Here is a 16,950-nt window from a genome sequence, read left to right on the forward strand (position 1 = left end):
AACAAAGCGGGCGAAGGGCGCCGCGCAGATGCGGCCTGCGCGATGCCCTTCGCCCGCGGCGCGATACGGTCAGCGTGCCGTATCGCGCGTGTGCGTCGTTACGTGCGTGCTACGCGTCAAACCACGCGCTCGATCGCGATCGCCGTCGCCTCGCCGCCGCCGATGCACAGCGATGCAACGCCGCGCTTCATCCCGTACGTTTCGAGCGCGGCCAGTAGCGTCACCATCACGCGCGCGCCCGATGCACCGATCGGATGGCCGAGCGCGCACGCTCCGCCGTGCACGTTGACCTTCTCGTGCGGCAGGTCGAGATCGCGCATCGCGGCCATCGGCACCACCGCGAACGCTTCGTTGATTTCGAACAGGTCGACGTCGCGCAGGTTCCAGCCGGTTTTCTCCGACAGCTTGCGCAGCGCGCCGATCGGCGCGGTCGCGAACAGGCTCGGCTTGTCCGCGAAGGTCGAATGCCCGACGATCACGGCCTTCGGCGTGAGGCCCAGGCGCTCGGCTTCCGAGCGGCGCATCATCACGAGCGCGGCCGCGCCGTCCGAAATCGACGACGCATTGGCGGCCGTCACCGTGCCGCCCTCGCGGAAGGCCGGCTTCAGCGTCGGGATCTTGTCGAGCTTCGCGTTGCCCGGCTGTTCGTCGATCGACACGACGGCTTCGGTCTTGCCGGCCTTCACGGTCACCGGCGCGATCTCCGACACGAAATGCCCTTCGGCGATCGCGCGTTGCGCGCGCGTCAGCGACGCGATCGCGAACGCATCCTGTGCCTCGCGCGTGAACTGGTACGCCTGCGCGCAATCCTCGGCGAACGTGCCCATCAGGCGGCCCTTCTCGTACGCGTCCTCGAGCCCGTCGAGGAACATGTGGTCGAGCACCTGCCCGTGACCCATGCGCATCCCCGCGCGCGCCTTCGGCAGCAGGTACGGCGCATTCGTCATGCTCTCCATCCCGCCCGCGACGGCCACCGCCGCCGAGCCGGCGAGCAGCAGGTCATGCGCGAACATCGCGGCCTTCATCCCCGAGCCGCACATCTTGTTGACCGTGGTCGCGCCCGCGCCGAGCGGCAGCCCGGCCTTCAGCGCGGCCTGCCGCGCCGGGGCCTGGCCCTGGCCCGCCGGCAGCACGCAGCCGAACACGATTTCATCGATACGCTCGGCCGGCACATTCGCGCGCTCGAGCGCCGCGCGAATCGCTACCGCGCCGAGGTCGCTCGCGCTGGCTGCCGCCAGGTCGCCCTGAAAACCACCCATCGGCGTACGCGCCGTGCCAACGATTACGATCGGATCCTGAGTCGTCATGATTCGCTTCCTCCAGTGTCAGCGCGGTGCCATGCGCAACGCGCCATCGAGACGGATGACTTCGCCGTTCAGCATCGTGTTCTCGGCGATGTGGCGCACCAGCGCCGCAAATTCTTCCGGGCGGCCGAGCCGCGGCGGGAACGGCACGCTCTTGCCGAGCGCGTCCTGTACGTCCTGCGGCATGCCGGCCATCATCGGCGTCGCGAAGATGCCCGGCGCGACCGTCACCACGCGAATGCCGAACCGCGCGAGCTCGCGCGCGATCGGCAGCGTCATGCCCACCACGCCGCTCTTCGACGCCGCATACGCGGCCTGCCCGATCTGCCCGTCGAACGCCGCGACCGACGCGGTATTGACGATCACGCCGCGCTCGCCTTCCGCATTGGCGTCCTGCTTCGACATCGCTTCGGCGGCCAGCCGGATCATGTTGAACGTGCCGACCAGATTGATCGACACCGCGCGCGCGAAACGGTCGAGCGAATGCGGACCGTCGCGGCCCACCACCTTCTCGCCCGGCGCAACGCCCGCGCAGTTGACGAGCGCGTCGATGCGGCCGAACGCGTCACGCGCGGCCGCGACGGCCGCCTGGCCGTCGGCTTCGCTCGTCACGTCGGTCTTCACGAAGCGCGCAACCGCACCGAGTTCATGCGCAAGGCCCGCGCCGGCCTCTTCGTTGACGTCCAGCAGCACGGCCTTGCCGCCTTCCGCGACCACCATGCGCGCCACCGCGGCGCCGAGGCCCGAACCGGCGCCCGTGATCAGAAAAACACGATCCTTGATATCCATTCGCAGTCCGTACAGGTTGTGTTCAGGGTTGAGCGACCTTCTCGGCTTCCATCTTGCGCAACACGAAGCGCTGGATCTTGCCGCTCGGGGTTTTCGGCAGCGCGTCGACGAAATCGATCGCGCGAGGATAGGCGTGAGCGGACAGCCGCCGCTTCACGTGCAGGCTCAGTTCCTCGGCCAGCGCCGGCGTGCCGTCGTAGTCTTTCGACAGCACGACGAACGCCTTGACGATCTCCGTGCGCTCCGCGTCGGGCACGCCGATGACGGCGGCCTCGCTCACGGCCGGATGCTCGATCAGCGCGCTTTCCACGTCGAACGGGCCGATCCGGTAGCCGGACGACGTGATCACGTCGTCCGCGCGGCCGATGAAGCTCACGGTGCCGTCCGGCTCCAGCTCGACGTTGTCGCCGGTCCGGTAATAGCCGCCCGCGATCGCCGGCGTGTCCTGCTGCCAGTAGCCGTGGAACCACAGCAGCGGCGAGCGCGCGATGTCGATCGCGAGGTTGCCGGGCTCGCCGGGGCCGAGTTCGCGGCTCGCTTCGTCGAGCACCGCGACGCGGTAGCCGGGCATCGCGAAGCCGGCCGAACCCGCGTGGACGGCATGCGCGAGACCGTGGTGATTGTTCACGACCATCCCGAGTTCGGTCTGGCCGTAGTGATCGTAGATCGGCGCGCCGAGCGCCGCGTCGAACCAGCGCACGACTTCCGGATTCAGCGGTTCACCTGCGCTGCTGACCACGCGCAGCTTGCCCTTCAGCCGCGCCGCCGCTTCCGTGCCGGCCGCCATCAGCATCCGGAATGCAGTCGGCGAGCCGGCGAGGCTCGTGATCCCGAGCCGTTCGATCAAGTCGTACGTGCTGTCGACCGTGAAGCTGCCCTCGTAGAGCGTGGTCGAGTGGCCGAGCACCAGCGGGCCCGTGATCGCGTAATAGAGCCCGTATGCCCAGCCCGGATCGGCGATGTTCCAGAACCGGTCGACCGCACGCAGGTCGACCGCTTCGCGCATGTACGCGCTGAACGCGAGCAGCGCGCGCAGCGGCACCGGTACGCCCTTCGGCAAACCCGTCGTGCCCGACGTCGACATCATCATGAACAGGTCCGAACCCTTGCGCAGCACCGGTTCGAACGTATCGGACTGCGCATCGAGCGCCGCACGGAAATCGATGTCGCGTTCCGGCAGCGTCTCGCCCGGCGCGCGCACCGTCGCAACGGGCGGGCAATCGGCGATCTCGTCGAGCTTCGCGCGATTCGCGACGTTGGTCACGACCAGGCGCGCGTCGCTCATGCGCAGCCGGTGCTCGATCGCCTTCGGGCCGAACGCGGTGAACAGCGGCTGGTAGACGGCGCCCGCGCGCCACGTGCCGAGGATCGTCGCGACGAGTTCGGGCGTGCGCGGCAACAGGCCCGCCACCACGTCGCCCGGCTTCACGCCCTGCGCGACCAGCAGGTTCGCGACGCGCGCCGACAGCGCCTTCATCTGCGCAAACGTGTAGCTGCGGTGCTGGCCGCCGGCGTCGATCCAGTCGAGCGCGATCGCGTCCGCGGAGGCGTGCCGGTCGCAGCATTCCACGCACGCATTCAGGCCGCGCTCCAGGTCGCCGTGCAGTTGCTGCGCGGCGGTCTCGATACTGAACCGGGCCACGGCGTCGGCGTAGGCCGGCACCACCCGGGCGGTAGCTCCATCAGGCATGCGTGTCTCCTGTGCGTTATGGCCACCGCCGAGCCAGGGGCGCGACGGGGATAGTTCGATAGTAGACAGCCCGCACATTGCAATCAATGACAAACAGAATCTAGAATCGTGATCGCTTTTGCCATGTCGGGAGGATGTAGGAAAATGGGGCCGCAGATGATTTCGCCGGATTTCGTCGACGACGCGCTCGCGTGCCTGCGCCGGCAAGGCCTTCCAACGGCGCCCGTGCTGCGCGCCGCCGGCCTGCCGGCCGCCGTGCGCGAGCCCGTCACGCCGCAGCAGTACGGCAGGCTGTGGCTCGCGATCGCCGGCACCCTCGACGACGAATTCTTCGGGCTCGCCGCGCGCCCGATGCGGCGCGGCAGCTTCACGCTGCTGTGCCATGCGGTGCTGCACGCCGGCACGCTCGACAAGGCGCTGCGGCGCGCGCTGCAGTTCCTGCGCGTGGTGCTGGACGAGCCGCACGGCGAGCTCGTCGTGGCCGACGGACAGGCGCAGATCGTGCTGACGCAGACGGGCGCGCCCTACCCGGCGTTCGCGTACCGGACGTTCTGGCTGATCCTCCTGGGCGTCGCGTGCTGGCTGATCGGCCGGCGCATCCCGCTGCAGCGCATCGACTTCGCGTGCCCGAGCCCCGACCAGCGCAGCGACTACCACCAGTTCTTCGGCGTACCCGTGCATTTCGACCGGCCCGACAGCCGGCTCGCGTTCAACGCCGCCTACCTCGCGCTGCCGACGATCCGCTCCGAGCAGGCGCTGAAGACCTTCCTGCGCGGCGCGCCCGGCAACCTGCTCGTCCGCTACCGCCACGACACGGGGTGGGTCGCGAAAACGCGCGCGCAGTTGAAGACGCTGCCGGCCGCCGAGTGGCCCGACTTCGATACGCTGGCCGTGCGCCTCGGCACGACGCCCGCGACGCTGCGGCGGCGTCTGCGCAGCGAAGGGCAAAGCTTCGCGGCCATCAAGGACGAGCTGCGCGGCGCGCTGGCCCAGTCGCTGCTGCGCGGGCACGCACTCAGCGTCGCAGAGATCGCGGTCGAGCTCGGCTTCACCGAGCCGAGCGCGTTTCATCGCGCGTTCCGGAAATGGACGGGCACAAGCCCCGGCGCATTCCGGCGGGACGTGCATGCGGCAGAGGTGGAGCCGGCGGGGGCAAGCGGATGATCCGGCGAGCGGTCGTCAACAGGCGTGCACGGCCGACACGGAAACACTCACGCGACGCTGATACGATGCGATCTGCCGACTGCCGTTCGTGATCGATAAACGACGGCAACCACCCGACCCACCACCGCTCCCGCTCCGATGCAAGCAATCGTCTTTTCCGACACAGAACTGGCCGACCTGCGCGCACACGGCATCGTGCTGTTTGCCGACCGCGTGATCTTCGACGCTCAGCCGCCGATGCCCGCCGACCAGATCGCGGCCGTGCAGGCACGCTGTCACGGCGACCTTCCTCCCGCGCTGCTCGAGCTGTGGCGCACGACGGCCGGCGGCAGACTCGACTACGACCTGACGCTGGAGATGAACGGACACATCGAATCCATCAGTTGGGGCGAGCTGTTCTACAACGGCAGCGACGGCTACCGCGACCTGGAAGGCTGGATCGACCACGAACTCGAACTGGCCGAGGAAGCCGCCGAGGAGCATTCACGCCCCTGGAGCGGCAAGATGGATGTATTGCCGTTCGGCGGGTTCGAGTACTGCGACCGCATCTACATCGTGACGGAACCCGACGCAAAGGATCGCGGCCACGTGCTCGCGTGGAAACAGGGGCTGCCGCCCGCGTGGCGCGGCGCGATGCACGAGGACGGCCTCGCGACGGTCGGGCCGGACCTGTACGCGGCATTCGGCGCACTGCAGCTCAATGCAGATCCGCTGAAACCCGGCGACAGTGGAACCGGCATGACGTTGCTTGAGTATGTCGATGAGCGCCGCGCCGAACATGGCCTGTCGGAGCCGCTGGCAGACAAGCTGATCGCGTTCTATCGCCGGGCCATGATCGACTGGCGCACACCGCTCGCCGACGGCACACTCGCCGCCCGGCCAGCACTCGCGCGCCAGGCGTTGCGAGACGCGATCGACCACGACGACACCGCGCTCACCATGCAACTGGCGCCGCTCGTCGCGAATCTCGGCACGGCGCTCGCCGGCAGCTCGATCCCGACCGACTACGCGCTGCGGCGCAAGAAGTTTGCCGCCGCCACCGCGTTGCTCGAATCCGGCGCGCCGGTCGCACCGGATTCGCTGGAGTCCGCATCCGGCAACGTGCCGGTCGCGCTGATGCGCGCACTGCTCGACGCCGGCGTACGACCCGATGCCGACGCGATGGCACGCTGTGTCGCCGGCGGCGGCGCCGACAGCGCGCGCCTCATCGGCGCGGCACTGGCGGCACAAGGCGTTGATGCGGCCGCCGCCTACCGTACGGCGAGTGCAACGCTGCTGCGCAAGTTCACTGCCGACATCGCCGAGGTCCGCAAGGGCAAGCTGAGCCACTACCTCGGCCTCGAAGGACTCGAAGCCCACGCCGAACGCCTGCGGACATTCGCGCTGTAACGTGGCGCGGACTCACCGGGAAACCCCGTCAACGCTCGCGGCAACACCCGGCAGCGGCCGCGAGAACAGCTTGCAACCCGCGTAGTAGACGAGCGACGTCAGCGAGAGACCGACGATCCACGACACGTCCGCGCCGCCGAGCCGGCTCGCCAGTTCGCCCGTATAGAGATCGGTCGCCATGAACGGCGCCTGCGCGACGATGCCGATGAAATACGAACCGACGGCGATCGTATTGAAGCGTCCGTAGATGCCGCCGTCCTGCCGGAAGAATGAATTGACGTCGTACTCGCCGTGACAGACGAGGTAGTAGTCGACGAGGTTGATCGCGGTCCACGGCACGAGCACGTACAGCAGCAGCAGGATGAAGTTCGTGTAGCCGGCGAGGAAATTGTCCTGCCCGAACAGCGCGATCGCGAGCGCAATGGCGCACAGGACGATCGCGGTGATCGCCCGCGCACGCGCCTTGCCCGACCACGACGGAAAGAGCGTCTGCAGCACCGTGATGGCCGACAGCGCGCCGCAATACAGCTCCATCGCATTACTGGCCGCGATGCCGAACGACAGCACGACGATCACGAGTACGCTGATCCCTTGCGTGAGTCCCGTGAGGCCCCCCACCACATTGCCGTCGGGCGTCGCAAGGCCAACCAGGCAGCCGAGCAGCATCGGGAAGAACGAGCCGAGCACGCAGCCCCAGTAACTCGACCAGAACGCCGTGCGCGGCCCGGTATCGGGTGGCAGGTAGCGCGAATAGTCCGACACGTAAGGCGCATAGGCGATCTGCCACAGCGCGGCGACCGACATCGCACCCAGGAAGCCGGACAGGTTCAGCGAATGCTTCGAGAATGTATCGGCGGGCAATCCGTGCACGAAAATGATCCACACGAACGCCAGCACGAGTACGCTGCCCGAGCACCAGCTCAGCAGTCGCGCATACGCGTGGATCAGCTTGTAGCCATAGATCGATCCGAGCAGGCTGATCAGGCCGATCACCACGACGCCCGCATCGAGCGGAATGCCGACGCCCAGGCTGTGCAGCGCCTGCCCGCCGAACACGCAGTTCGACGCGAAGAAGCCGACATACATCACGACGACCAGCGCGACCACGAGCAGCGCGCCGAACGACCCGAACTGCCCGCGGGTCTGGATCATCTGCGGCACGCCGAGCTGCGGCCCCTGCGCGGAATGCAGCGCCATGAAGACCGCGCCGATCAGGCTGCCGACGAGCGTGGCGAGCGCCGCCCACCAGAACGGCTGCTTGAACACCGTGGTCGCGAGCGATCCGGTGACGATCGTCAGCATCATGATGTTCGACCCGAACCAGATCGTGAACAGATCCTTCGCGCTGCCGTGCCGCTCGTTCAGCGGAATCGGCTGGATGGTGCTTTCCTCGAGATGAGCAATGGACTCGCCCTGACTCATTTCGTCTCCTTGTTCATGTTGTGGTGTTCGCGGGTTCGGATGCTGAGCGGTGACTCGGAATGCCTGGCCCGCGCGAAGCGTGCGCTCCGCAATGAGTCATCTATTTATTTGCATTCCTCATCAATAGGCGGTCGATAACACATCGCTTTATAGGACCGCCGTCTGCGACACCCAATCCTCAACGTGTCAGGTAGCGGCTCCGGTGGCTGTACGAATCCGGCCTACCTCCGAAGCGGAACCCTTGGTTCGATGCGCTCCCGCCCGTCTGTCGCCGGACGAAAGCGCGTCGCTCAACGGTCAGCAGTCGATCCCGAGCACTTCACGCGCGGTGGCATCCACGGCCTTGCGCATCGTGTCGACCAGTTCATCGATTTGCGCGTGATCGATCACCAGCGGCGGCGCAACGATCAGGCGGCCATTCGTCGAACGCACGATCGCGCCGAGTTCGAACCCGACCGTCCGGCTGTGCCAGGTCAGGTCTGCCTCGTTCGCAAAGCGTTCGCGCGTCGCCTTGTTCTTCGCGAACTGGATCGCGCCGACCGCGCCCACGCCCTGGATCTCGCCGACGAGCGGATGGCCGTCGAATGCATCGCGCAGCGCCTTCTGCAGGTACGGCCCTGTGTCGGTCTTCGTCCGCTCGACGAGGCCTTCGCGCTCGAGCACGTCGAGATTGGCCAGCGCGACGGCGGCCGCGACCGGGTGCCCGGAATAGGTCAGCCCGTGCGCGTAGACGCCGCCCTTGTCGACCAGCGCGTCGCCGACGCGCCGGCTCATGATCAGCCCGCCCATCGGCACGTAGCCCGAGGTCAGCCCCTTGGCCATGCAGATCAGGTCAGGTTCGAAGCCGAAGTGGCGGTGCGCGAACCACTCGCCGGTACGGCCGAAACCACCGATCACTTCGTCCGCGCAGAGCAGCACGTCGTATTGACGGCAGATGCGCTCGATTTCCTGCCAATAGCCGTCCGGCGGAAAGATCATCCCGCCCGCTCCCTGGAACGGCTCCGCGACGAACGCGGCGACGCGATCCGCACCGATCTCGAGGATCTTGCGCTCGAGCGACAGCGCCGCCTGCTTGCCGAATGCCTCGGGGCTCATGTCGCCGCCATTCGCGTACCAGTACGGTTCGTCCACGTGCGTGATGTTAGGAATGGGCAGGTCGCCCATTTCATGCATGAACGCCATGCCGCCCAGCGACGCGCTGCCCACCGTCGACCCGTGATAGCCGTTCACGCGGCCGATCAGCACCTTCTTCTCCGGCTTGCCCATCACGTCCCAGAACCGCCGCACGGTGCGAATCAGCACCTCATTCGATTCGGATCCCGAATTGGTGTACACCACGTGACTGAAGCGATTGCCGAGCAGCGCGAACAGCCGCTCCGACAGTTCGATCACCGACGGGTGTGTGGTATGAAAGAACATGTTGTAGTAGGACAGTTCCTTCATCTGCCGCGCGGCGGCATCGATCAGCTCCGGCCGCCCATAACCGACGTTGGTGCACCAAAGCCCGGACATGCCGTCCAGGTAACGGTTGCCGTCGTTATCCCATAGATGGACACCTTCGCCGCGCACCATCACGCGCGCGCCTTCCTGGTTCAGCGCCTTCTGGTCGACGAACGCATGCAGGTGATGCGCGGCGTCGCTGCGTTGATAGTCCTGCGTCGTACGATGCGGAAAATTGGGCGCATTCATGGGCGAGTCTCCGGTTCGTTTTGTGGATAAAAAGCGTTGTCGTGTGGCGCAGCGCAGCCGCGTGCGGCCCGCCGCGTCGAATCAGTAACTGATCCAGGTTGTCTTCAGGCCCGTGTACTTGTCGATCGCATGAAGCGAAAGATCGCGGCCGAAGCCGGACTGGCGGAACCCGCCGAACGGCGTCTGCGCGCTCAGCGCATCGACCGTGTTGATGGACACCGTGCCGGCGCGCAGCCGGCCCGACACACGGTGTGCGCGTGACAGGCTGCCGGTCCAGACCGACGCGGCAAGGCCATAGATCGAGTTGTTCGCGAGCCGGACGGCCTCGTCCTCGGTGTCGAATGCCATCACCGACAGCACCGGCCCGAAGATCTCCTCACGTGCGATGGCGTCGTCGTGCTTCACGTCGATGAAGATCGTCGGTTCGATGAAGTAGCCCTTGCCGTCGACCCGCGGCGCACCTCCGCCGATCGCGAGCGTCGCGCTATCGCGGCCGCGTGCGATCCACTCGCGCACGCGCCGATGCTGCTGCTCGTCGACGATGGCCCCCATGCCGCTCGCCGGATCGAGCGGATCGCCCGGCATGAACGCGGCGGCATGCGCAATCAGCCGGTCGACGAACGCATCGTGAATCGAGCGCTGAACCAGCAGTCGCGAGTTGGCGGAACACACCTCGCCCTGATTGAAGAAAATGCCGAAGCATGCCTTGCGTGCGGCCAGGTCGAGATCGTCCGCATCGTCGAAGACCAGGTTCGGGCTCTTGCCGCCGCACTCGAGCCACACCTGCTTCATGTTCGATTGCGCGGCGTACTCGAGGAATTTCTTGCCGACGGCTGTCGATCCCGTGAATGCAAGCACGTCGACGTCGGGATGCAGGCCAAGCGCGCGCCCCGCGGTCTCGCCGTAGCCCGGCACGACGTTCAGCACGCCCGGTGGCAGGCCGGCCTCGAGCGCCAGCTCCGCGAGACGCAAGGCGGACAGCGGCGATTGTTCCGCCGGCTTCAGCACGACGCTGTTGCCGGCCGCCAGCGCCGGTGCCACCTTCCACGCAACCATGTCGAGCGGGAAATTCCACGGCACCACGGCGCCGACGACGCCAAGCGGTTCGCGCGTGACGACCGCGAGGTTGCCGGGGTCGGTCGACGCGACTTCGCCATGCAGCTTGTCGACGGCTTCGCCGTACCAGCTGAACAGCCCTCCTGCGGCCGGTACGTCGATGCTGAACGCGTCGGCCACGCGCTTGCCCATGTTGAGCGAGTCGAGCAGCGCGAGCTCCGCGCCATGCGATGCGATGAGTTCGCCAAGCCGGCAAAGCACGCGCTTGCGCTCCGCCGGTGCGCAGCGCGACCAGACGCCGGATTCGAACGCGTGACGCGCGGCACGCACCGCGTCATCGACATCTGTTGCGTCGCACGACGCCACTTCCGCGATGACGGCCTCGGTAGCCGGATTGATTGCGGCGAACGTCCGGCCGCTCCGGGCCGGCACGCTGCGGCCGCCGATATGCGCGAGCGTTCTCGGTACGACTTGCGCCGCGAGACGTCTCCAGTCCGCGTGCTGATGGTTTTCTGCTGAAGTTGGGTGCATTCAAGACTCCGTTTTGACGACCAGGCGTTTGTGCGTTGTTCTCCACCTGAACTCGACCCGACGTAAGACGCCAGCGGGCACGTCCGATGCCCATGACCGCCGTGAATCGCCGCAGTCGTCCGGTTGGCAAACTGTCGGTCATCAAAAAGAGATTTGAAAGAACAGTTTTTCTTCTCATTGAAGAGGTTATTTCTATTCATCCTGCGGTCGTGTAGTGGGTTTTCCTGCCACGTTGCGATCCCGGTGCCGTTTGTTTGCGTGCGATCTCTTCCGCTTTCCGGTGCGATGCGACGGGACACCCCCTGCGACACCGTGCCGGCACGACATTGCGCCCCGGCCCGCCCGGCCACATACTGGTCGGCCTGTGCGAACTAGGATGCGTCGATGGTGAATGTCGATCAGGGCGCCGCTTCGATCTTTGGCGTCATCGGAACTGCCGTGTCGTTGCTGGCGGCGATTCCGTACGCGCTTGCGATCTACCGGCGCACCGTTCGTCCGCATCTGTTCACATGGCTCGTGTGGTCGGTCGTCACGGCGATCGCGGCTGCCGGCCAGTTCGCCGCGGGTGCGGGGCCGTCCGCGTGGTGCACGGCGGCGATTGCCGTGACATGCTTTCTGACGCTCGTCGCCAGCATGTTTCGCGGCGAACGCGGCTGGACACGCGTCGACTGGTTTTTCCTGGTCGCGGCGCTGTCGGCCATTCCGCTGTGGATGCTGACTGACGATCCGACGATCTCGATCTGCCTGGTGACGCTGATCGAGCTTGCCGGCCTCGGCCCGACCGTCCGCAAGACGATCCGCGATCCGTGGAGCGAGAGCCTCGCGTATTTCGCGCTGTGCGTGCTCAAATACGCACTGGCGTTGCTGGCGTTGAGCACATGGGGTGTCGCGGTCGCGTTCTATCCGGCCGTCAACATCGTTGCGTCGATCGGCATCTGCGCGGTGATGCTTGTCCGGCGTCACTCGTTGTCGAACGCGCGGTAGGCTGTATCCGTCGATGCGGTAAGTTGCTTGCTGCCATGGCTCGCCGATATGAGCGAAACCACAACCCTTCAGAAATGATGCGAGGCCCCGAAATGGATGCAATCCGTACGGTCATCGAACCCAGCGAAGCCGCGCTTCGCACCGCGATGCTGGCCAACGATGTCGAAGCACTCGATGCGTTGCTGGACGACGATCTGGTGTTCACCGTTCCGACCGGCCAGGTCATCTCGAAAGAAGACGACCTGGCCGCGCATCGTGCGAAGCTGCTGCGTCTCGACAAGCTCGAGGTGCAGGAAACGCGTGCATGCGCGATCGGCGAGATGATCCTGACCACGACGAAGGCGATACTCGACGGCCATTTCGACGGCACGGCGTTCGACGGCGTGTTTGCCTATACTCGGCTGTGGCGCCGATCGCGCGCCGGCTGGCGCGTCGTCGCCGGACACGCATCGCAGGTCATGTAGCTGCGTCGAGCTCGCCTCCCTTCGAGTCGGCAAGCCGCGAATCCGGAGTGGTTGAGTCGATGCGGGCCGGACGATACCTCGACGAAGGTGTCGACCATGACAGGAGACGAGATGCACAAACCCTTTACCGTACGTGCTGCCCGTACCGCGGACGCGGACGAGCTCACGCGTCTGGCTCGCATTTCGAAGGCACACTGGGGCTATCCGAAGGACTGGCTCGACTTGTGGCAGAGCGATCTCACGATTGCGCCGGAGACGATCGATGGGTCGATCGGTTACGTCGCGGAATCCGGAGAGGCAATCATCGGGTTCTGGGTCAGGGCGTCATCGGAATCGGATCGCCCGACTCCCGGATGGCTGTTCGTTCATCCCGACCACATGGGTCGGGGTGTCGCCCGTGCACTGTGGGATGAGGTCCGCAGGGAAAGCGCCGCGAGAGGGATCAGGAGCTTTGTGATCGAATCCGATCCCAATGCGGTTCCGTTCTATCTGGCGCTCGGGGCTGAAAAAATCGGCGAAAAGGAATCGAGCACCGTCCCGGGCAGGTTCTTTCCGATCTTGCGGATCACGATCTGATTCTGATTCGTGAGGGAGAAGGAGGCGATATGGCTCACCGGGCCGCCCATCCCGATCCTCTGCGTATTTCCGCCGCCGAAATGCAAAAACCCCCGCCTTTCGGGCGGGGGTTCTTGGCTTAGGGAGCCTGACGATTACCTACTTTCACACGGGAACCCGCACTATCATCGGCGTAGAGTCGTTTCACGGTCCTGTTCGGGATGGGAAGGGGTGGGACCGACTCGCTATGGTCATCAGGCAAAGAGGGTTGTTGCGCTGCTTCGCAGCACAACCAATCTTGGAAGAAGCAGTAATTTTGAGTTGTGTGTATCACACACGAGAATCCAACTTGTCGCTCTGGATCTTGCGGCCAGTGCTGTCGCACGGCGCCGATCTACAAGGCAGACTTGTTATAGGATCAAGCCTTACGGGCAATTAGTATCAGTTAGCTGAACGCATTACTGCGCTTACACACCTGACCTATCAACGTCCTGGTCTCGAACGACCCTTCAAGGGGATCTAGTCCCCAGGGATATCTCATCTTAAGGCGAGTTTCCCGCTTAGATGCTTTCAGCGGTTATCTCTTCCGAACATAGCTACCCGGCGATGCCACTGGCGTGACAACCGGTACACCAGAGGTTCGTCCACTCCGGTCCTCTCGTACTAGGAGCAGCCCCCTTCAAATATCCAACGCCCACGGCAGATAGGGACCAAACTGTCTCACGACGTTTTAAACCCAGCTCACGTACCTCTTTAAATGGCGAACAGCCATACCCTTGGGACCGGCTACAGCCCCAGGATGAGATGAGCCGACATCGAGGTGCCAAACACCGCCGTCGATATGAACTCTTGGGCGGTATCAGCCTGTTATCCCCAGAGTACCTTTTATCCGTTGAGCGATGGCCCTTCCATACAGAACCACCGGATCACTATGACCTGCTTTCGCACCTGCTCGACTTGTCGGTCTCGCAGTTAAGCACGCTTATGCCATTGCACTATCAGCACGATTTCCGACCGTACCTAGCGTACCTTCGTACTCCTCCGTTACGCTTTGGGAGGAGACCGCCCCAGTCAAACTGCCTACCATGCACTGTCCCCGACCCGGATCACGGGCCAAGGTTAGAACCTCAAACAAACCAGGGTGGTATTTCAAGGACGGCTCCACCGAAACTAGCGTTCCGGTTTCATAGCCTCCCACCTATCCTACACAGATCGGTTCAAAGTCCAATGCAAAGCTACAGTAAAGGTTCATGGGGTCTTTCCGTCTAGCCGCGGGTAGATTGCATCATCACAAACACTTCAACTTCGCTGAGTCTCGGGAGGAGACAGTGTGGCCATCGTTACGCCATTCGTGCAGGTCGGAACTTACCCGACAAGGAATTTCGCTACCTTAGGACCGTTATAGTTACGGCCGCCGTTTACCGGGACTTCAATCAAGAGCTTGCACCCCATCATTTAATCTTCCGGCACCGGGCAGGCGTCACACCCTATACGTCCACTTTCGTGTTTGCAGAGTGCTGTGTTTTTATTAAACAGTCGCAGCCACCAGTTTATTGCAACCCCTTCACCCTTTGCCCGCAGGGGCATCAAGCTACAAGGGCGTACCTTATCCCGAAGTTACGGTACCAATTTGCCGAGTTCCTTCTCCCGAGTTCTCTCAAGCGCCTTAGAATACTCATCTCGCCCACCTGTGTCGGTTTGCGGTACGGTCATCGTTAGACTGAAGCTTAGAGGCTTTTCTTGGAACCACTTCCAATTGCTTCGCTCCCTAAGGAGCTCGCGCCACACCCTTGAATTACGCACCCGGATTTGCCTAAGTGCCTTCTCCAATGCAGCGACCGGGACTTCCAACACCCGGACAACCTTCCGCGATCCGTCCCCCCATCGCATCTAACAATGGTGCAGGAATATTGACCTGCTTCCCATCAGCTACGCATTTCTGCCTCGCCTTAGGGGCCGACTCACCCTACGCCGATGAACGTTGCGTAGGAAACCTTGGGCTTACGGCGAGGGGGCCTTTCACCCCCTTTATCGCTACTCATGTCAGCATTCGCACTTCTGATACCTCCAGCATCCCTTCCGAGACACCTTCGCAGGCTTACAGAACGCTCTCCTACCATGCGTGCAAAGCACGCATCCGCAGCTTCGGTATATAGCTTAGCCCCGTTACATCTTCCGCGCAGGACGACTCGATCAGTGAGCTATTACGCTTTCTTTAAAGGGTGGCTGCTTCTAAGCCAACCTCCTGACTGTTTTAGCCTTCCCACTTCGTTTCCCACTTAGCTATATTTGGGGACCTTAGCTGGCGGTCTGGGTTGTTTCCCTCTTGACACCGGACGTTAGCACCCGATGTCTGTCTCCCGTGATTGCACTCTTCGGTATTCGGAGTTTGCTATGGCGGGGTAATCTGCAATAGACCCCCCAACCATGACAGTGCTCTACCCCCGAAGGTGAGACACGAGGCACTACCTAAATAGTTTTCGGAGAGAACCAGCTATTTCCAAGTTTGTTTAGCCTTTCACCCCTATCCACAGCTCATCCCCTAACTTTTCAACGTTAGTGGGTTCGGACCTCCAGTACGTGTTACCGCACCTTCATCCTGGCCATGGATAGATCACTTGGTTTCGGGTCTACGCCCAGCAACTGAACGCCCTATTCGGACTCGCTTTCGCTACGCCTGCCCTATACGGTTAAGCTTGCTACTGAACGTAAGTCGCTGACCCATTATACAAAAGGTACGCCGTCACCCCTTACGAGGCTCCGACTGTTTGTATGCATGCGGTTTCAGGATCTATTTCACTCCCCTCCCGGGGTTCTTTTCGCCTTTCCCTCACGGTACTGGTTCACTATCGGTCGATCACGAGTATTTAGCCTTGGAGGATGGTCCCCCCATCTTCAGACAGGATTTCACGTGTCCCGCCCTACTTGTCGTACACTTAGTTCTTTCATACTGTTTTCGCCTACGGGGCTATCACCCGCTATGGCCGCACTTTCCAGAGCGTTCGGCTAACAATACAAATAAAGAGTACAAGGCTCATCCCATTTCGCTCGCCACTACTTTGGGAATCTCGGTTGATTTCTTTTCCTGCGGTTACTTAGATGTTTCAGTTCACCGCGTTCGCTTCACATGGCCTATGTATTCAGCCATGGATACTCCAAAAGGAGTGGGTTTCCCCATTCGGACATCTACGGATCAAAGCTTGTTTGCCAGCTCCCCGTAGCTTTTCGCAGGCTACCGCGTCCTTCATCGCCTGTGATCGCCAAGGCATCCACCACATGCACTTGTTCGCTTGACCCTATAACGAGTCTGTCTCATGTCGGTCGTCGTTAGCGCTTTAGCGCTTACGAGGACCCCATCCCCGAGGGGACGACAGTCGCTACAGGTTGAGTTCTCGCGTTGTGCCGTATTCCAATTGAGTCAAACATAGAGTTCGAATCATCTTGAGATACATCGATACAATCACAACCCGGATAGTTTTCACGTCCATCTCATAGACGCTTCCGCTATCCAAATTACTTACTTCTTCCAGATTGTTAAAGAACGACAGCCGATACATACTACGTATCACTCTGACTGGCTCAATCGCCAATGCAAAATTCTCGGTTCATCATATGAACCAAGCCCTTAGCGTTGGTGATTGGTGGAGGCAGACGGGATCGAACCGACGACCCCCTGCTTGCAAAGCAGGTGCTCTCCCAGCTGAGCTATGCCCCCATGTACAGAATATCCTCAGGTGTTAGCCGGTCGGCTTGAGGTACTCGTAAGCGCTAAAGCGCTAACGATCACCGACACGTCAGACAATGGTGGGTCTGGTTGGATTCGAACCAACGACCCCCGCCTTATCAAGACGGTGCTCTAACCGACTGAGCTACAGACCCCTGAGTCTGTCTTTAATTTACAGCCGATAAGCGT

At 63.2% G+C, this 16,950-nt stretch carries 11 protein-coding genes, 2 tRNA genes and 2 rRNA genes; 5 read left to right on the forward strand and 10 right to left on the reverse strand.

Annotation, left to right across the window (positions count from 1 at the left end; genetic code table 11):
• Positions 1-116: 116 nt before the first annotated feature.
• Genes ACPTTF_RS37805 through ACPTTF_RS37815 form a run of 3 tightly spaced genes read right to left on the reverse strand, consistent with a single transcriptional unit; the run spans position 117 to position 3,783 of the window.
• Positions 117-1,307, reverse strand: a complete 1,191-nt coding sequence (locus ACPTTF_RS37805) for an acetyl-CoA C-acetyltransferase (protein WP_423372564.1) — start codon at positions 1,305-1,307, stop codon at positions 117-119.
• Positions 1,308-1,325: 18 nt separating this feature from the next.
• Entirely contained in the window at positions 1,326-2,093 is a 768-nt protein-coding gene (locus ACPTTF_RS37810) for a 3-hydroxyacyl-CoA dehydrogenase (protein ID WP_423372565.1), read from the reverse strand.
• A gap of 22 nt (positions 2,094-2,115) precedes the next feature.
• Positions 2,116-3,783: an acyl-CoA synthetase gene (locus tag ACPTTF_RS37815; protein ID WP_423372566.1), complete on the reverse strand. Its 1,668-nt coding sequence runs from the start codon at positions 3,781-3,783 to the stop codon at positions 2,116-2,118.
• A gap of 144 nt (positions 3,784-3,927) precedes the next feature.
• Here ACPTTF_RS37815 and ACPTTF_RS37820 point away from each other — a divergent pair, with 144 nt between their 5' ends.
• Together ACPTTF_RS37820 and ACPTTF_RS37825 are read left to right on the forward strand one after the other, a co-directional pair.
• Complete coding sequence (locus tag ACPTTF_RS37820) at positions 3,928-4,947, forward strand: AraC family transcriptional regulator (RefSeq protein WP_423372567.1); 1,020 nt, start codon at positions 3,928-3,930, stop codon at positions 4,945-4,947.
• A 138-nt stretch (positions 4,948-5,085) separates the two neighbouring features.
• Positions 5,086-6,336, forward strand: coding sequence for an SMI1/KNR4 family protein (locus tag ACPTTF_RS37825; RefSeq protein WP_423372568.1), 1,251 nt, complete (start codon positions 5,086-5,088; stop codon positions 6,334-6,336).
• 12 nt (positions 6,337-6,348) lie between these two features.
• Here the strand turns inward: ACPTTF_RS37825 and ACPTTF_RS37830 are convergent, their stop codons facing one another.
• The 3 genes from ACPTTF_RS37830 to ACPTTF_RS37840 all read right to left on the reverse strand — a co-directional run bounded on the left by ACPTTF_RS37830 (position 6,349) and on the right by ACPTTF_RS37840 (position 11,034).
• Positions 6,349-7,758, reverse strand: a complete 1,410-nt coding sequence (locus ACPTTF_RS37830; protein WP_423372569.1) for a purine-cytosine permease family protein — start codon at positions 7,756-7,758, stop codon at positions 6,349-6,351.
• Positions 7,759-8,055: 297 nt separating this feature from the next.
• Entirely contained in the window at positions 8,056-9,447 is a 1,392-nt protein-coding gene (locus tag ACPTTF_RS37835; RefSeq protein ID WP_423372570.1) for an aspartate aminotransferase family protein, read from the reverse strand.
• 81 nt (positions 9,448-9,528) lie between these two features.
• Positions 9,529-11,034: an aldehyde dehydrogenase gene (locus ACPTTF_RS37840; protein WP_423372571.1), complete on the reverse strand. Its 1,506-nt coding sequence runs from the start codon at positions 11,032-11,034 to the stop codon at positions 9,529-9,531.
• A 384-nt stretch (positions 11,035-11,418) separates the two neighbouring features.
• On the opposite strand from ACPTTF_RS37840, the gene ACPTTF_RS37845 reads away from it, so the two are divergent.
• From ACPTTF_RS37845 to ACPTTF_RS37855, 3 genes are all read left to right on the forward strand, one after another.
• A complete protein-coding gene (locus tag ACPTTF_RS37845; RefSeq protein WP_423372572.1) occupies positions 11,419-12,018 on the forward strand; it encodes a hypothetical protein in 600 nt (199 codons plus the stop codon).
• Between the two features lie 92 nt (positions 12,019-12,110).
• Positions 12,111-12,482 carry a nuclear transport factor 2 family protein gene (locus ACPTTF_RS37850; protein WP_423372573.1) on the forward strand — a complete coding sequence of 124 codons (372 nt, stop codon included), beginning with the start codon at positions 12,111-12,113 and terminating at the stop codon, positions 12,480-12,482.
• A gap of 111 nt (positions 12,483-12,593) precedes the next feature.
• The gene (locus ACPTTF_RS37855; RefSeq protein ID WP_423372574.1) at positions 12,594-13,058 is read left to right on the forward strand and encodes a GNAT family N-acetyltransferase; all 465 of its coding nucleotides are present in this window, start codon (positions 12,594-12,596) and stop codon (positions 13,056-13,058) included.
• Between the two features lie 125 nt (positions 13,059-13,183).
• On the opposite strand, the gene rrf is transcribed toward ACPTTF_RS37855, so the two are convergent.
• The 4 genes from rrf to ACPTTF_RS37875 all read right to left on the reverse strand — a co-directional run bounded on the left by rrf (position 13,184) and on the right by ACPTTF_RS37875 (position 16,916).
• Positions 13,184-13,296, reverse strand: a 5S ribosomal RNA gene (rrf, locus tag ACPTTF_RS37860).
• A 155-nt stretch (positions 13,297-13,451) separates the two neighbouring features.
• Positions 13,452-16,333 (reverse strand): 23S ribosomal RNA (locus ACPTTF_RS37865).
• Between the two features lie 343 nt (positions 16,334-16,676).
• Positions 16,677-16,752: transfer RNA gene (locus tag ACPTTF_RS37870), tRNA-Ala, on the reverse strand.
• Between the two features lie 87 nt (positions 16,753-16,839).
• Positions 16,840-16,916 (reverse strand) — tRNA-Ile (locus ACPTTF_RS37875).
• Between the last annotated feature and the right edge of the window lie 34 nt (positions 16,917-16,950).

Origin of the sequence: Burkholderia crassaminum (assembly GCF_964265005.1) — a bacterium.
Taxonomy (GTDB): domain Bacteria; phylum Pseudomonadota; class Gammaproteobacteria; order Burkholderiales; family Burkholderiaceae; genus Burkholderia.

Bases quoted from the DNA above. Each gene is read 5' to 3' on its own strand.
- ACPTTF_RS37810 (WP_423372565.1), bottom strand. From the start codon at position 2,093: ATGGATATCAAGGATCGTGTTTTTCTGATCACGGGCGCCGGTTCGGGC.
- ACPTTF_RS37820 (WP_423372567.1), top strand. From the start codon at position 3,928: ATGGGGCCGCAGATGATTTCGCCGGATTTCGTCGACGACGCGCTCGCG.
- ACPTTF_RS37815 (WP_423372566.1), bottom strand. From the start codon at position 3,783: ATGCCTGATGGAGCTACCGCCCGGGTGGTGCCGGCCTACGCCGACGCC.
- ACPTTF_RS37825 (WP_423372568.1), top strand. From the start codon at position 5,086: ATGCAAGCAATCGTCTTTTCCGACACAGAACTGGCCGACCTGCGCGCA.
- ACPTTF_RS37855 (WP_423372574.1), top strand. From the start codon at position 12,594: ATGCACAAACCCTTTACCGTACGTGCTGCCCGTACCGCGGACGCGGAC.
- ACPTTF_RS37830 (WP_423372569.1), bottom strand. From the start codon at position 7,758: ATGAGTCAGGGCGAGTCCATTGCTCATCTCGAGGAAAGCACCATCCAG.
- ACPTTF_RS37835 (WP_423372570.1), bottom strand. From the start codon at position 9,447: ATGAATGCGCCCAATTTTCCGCATCGTACGACGCAGGACTATCAACGC.
- ACPTTF_RS37805 (WP_423372564.1), bottom strand. From the start codon at position 1,307: ATGACGACTCAGGATCCGATCGTAATCGTTGGCACGGCGCGTACGCCG.
- ACPTTF_RS37845 (WP_423372572.1), top strand. From the start codon at position 11,419: ATGGTGAATGTCGATCAGGGCGCCGCTTCGATCTTTGGCGTCATCGGA.
- ACPTTF_RS37850 (WP_423372573.1), top strand. From the start codon at position 12,111: ATGGATGCAATCCGTACGGTCATCGAACCCAGCGAAGCCGCGCTTCGC.
- ACPTTF_RS37840 (WP_423372571.1), bottom strand. From the start codon at position 11,034: ATGCACCCAACTTCAGCAGAAAACCATCAGCACGCGGACTGGAGACGT.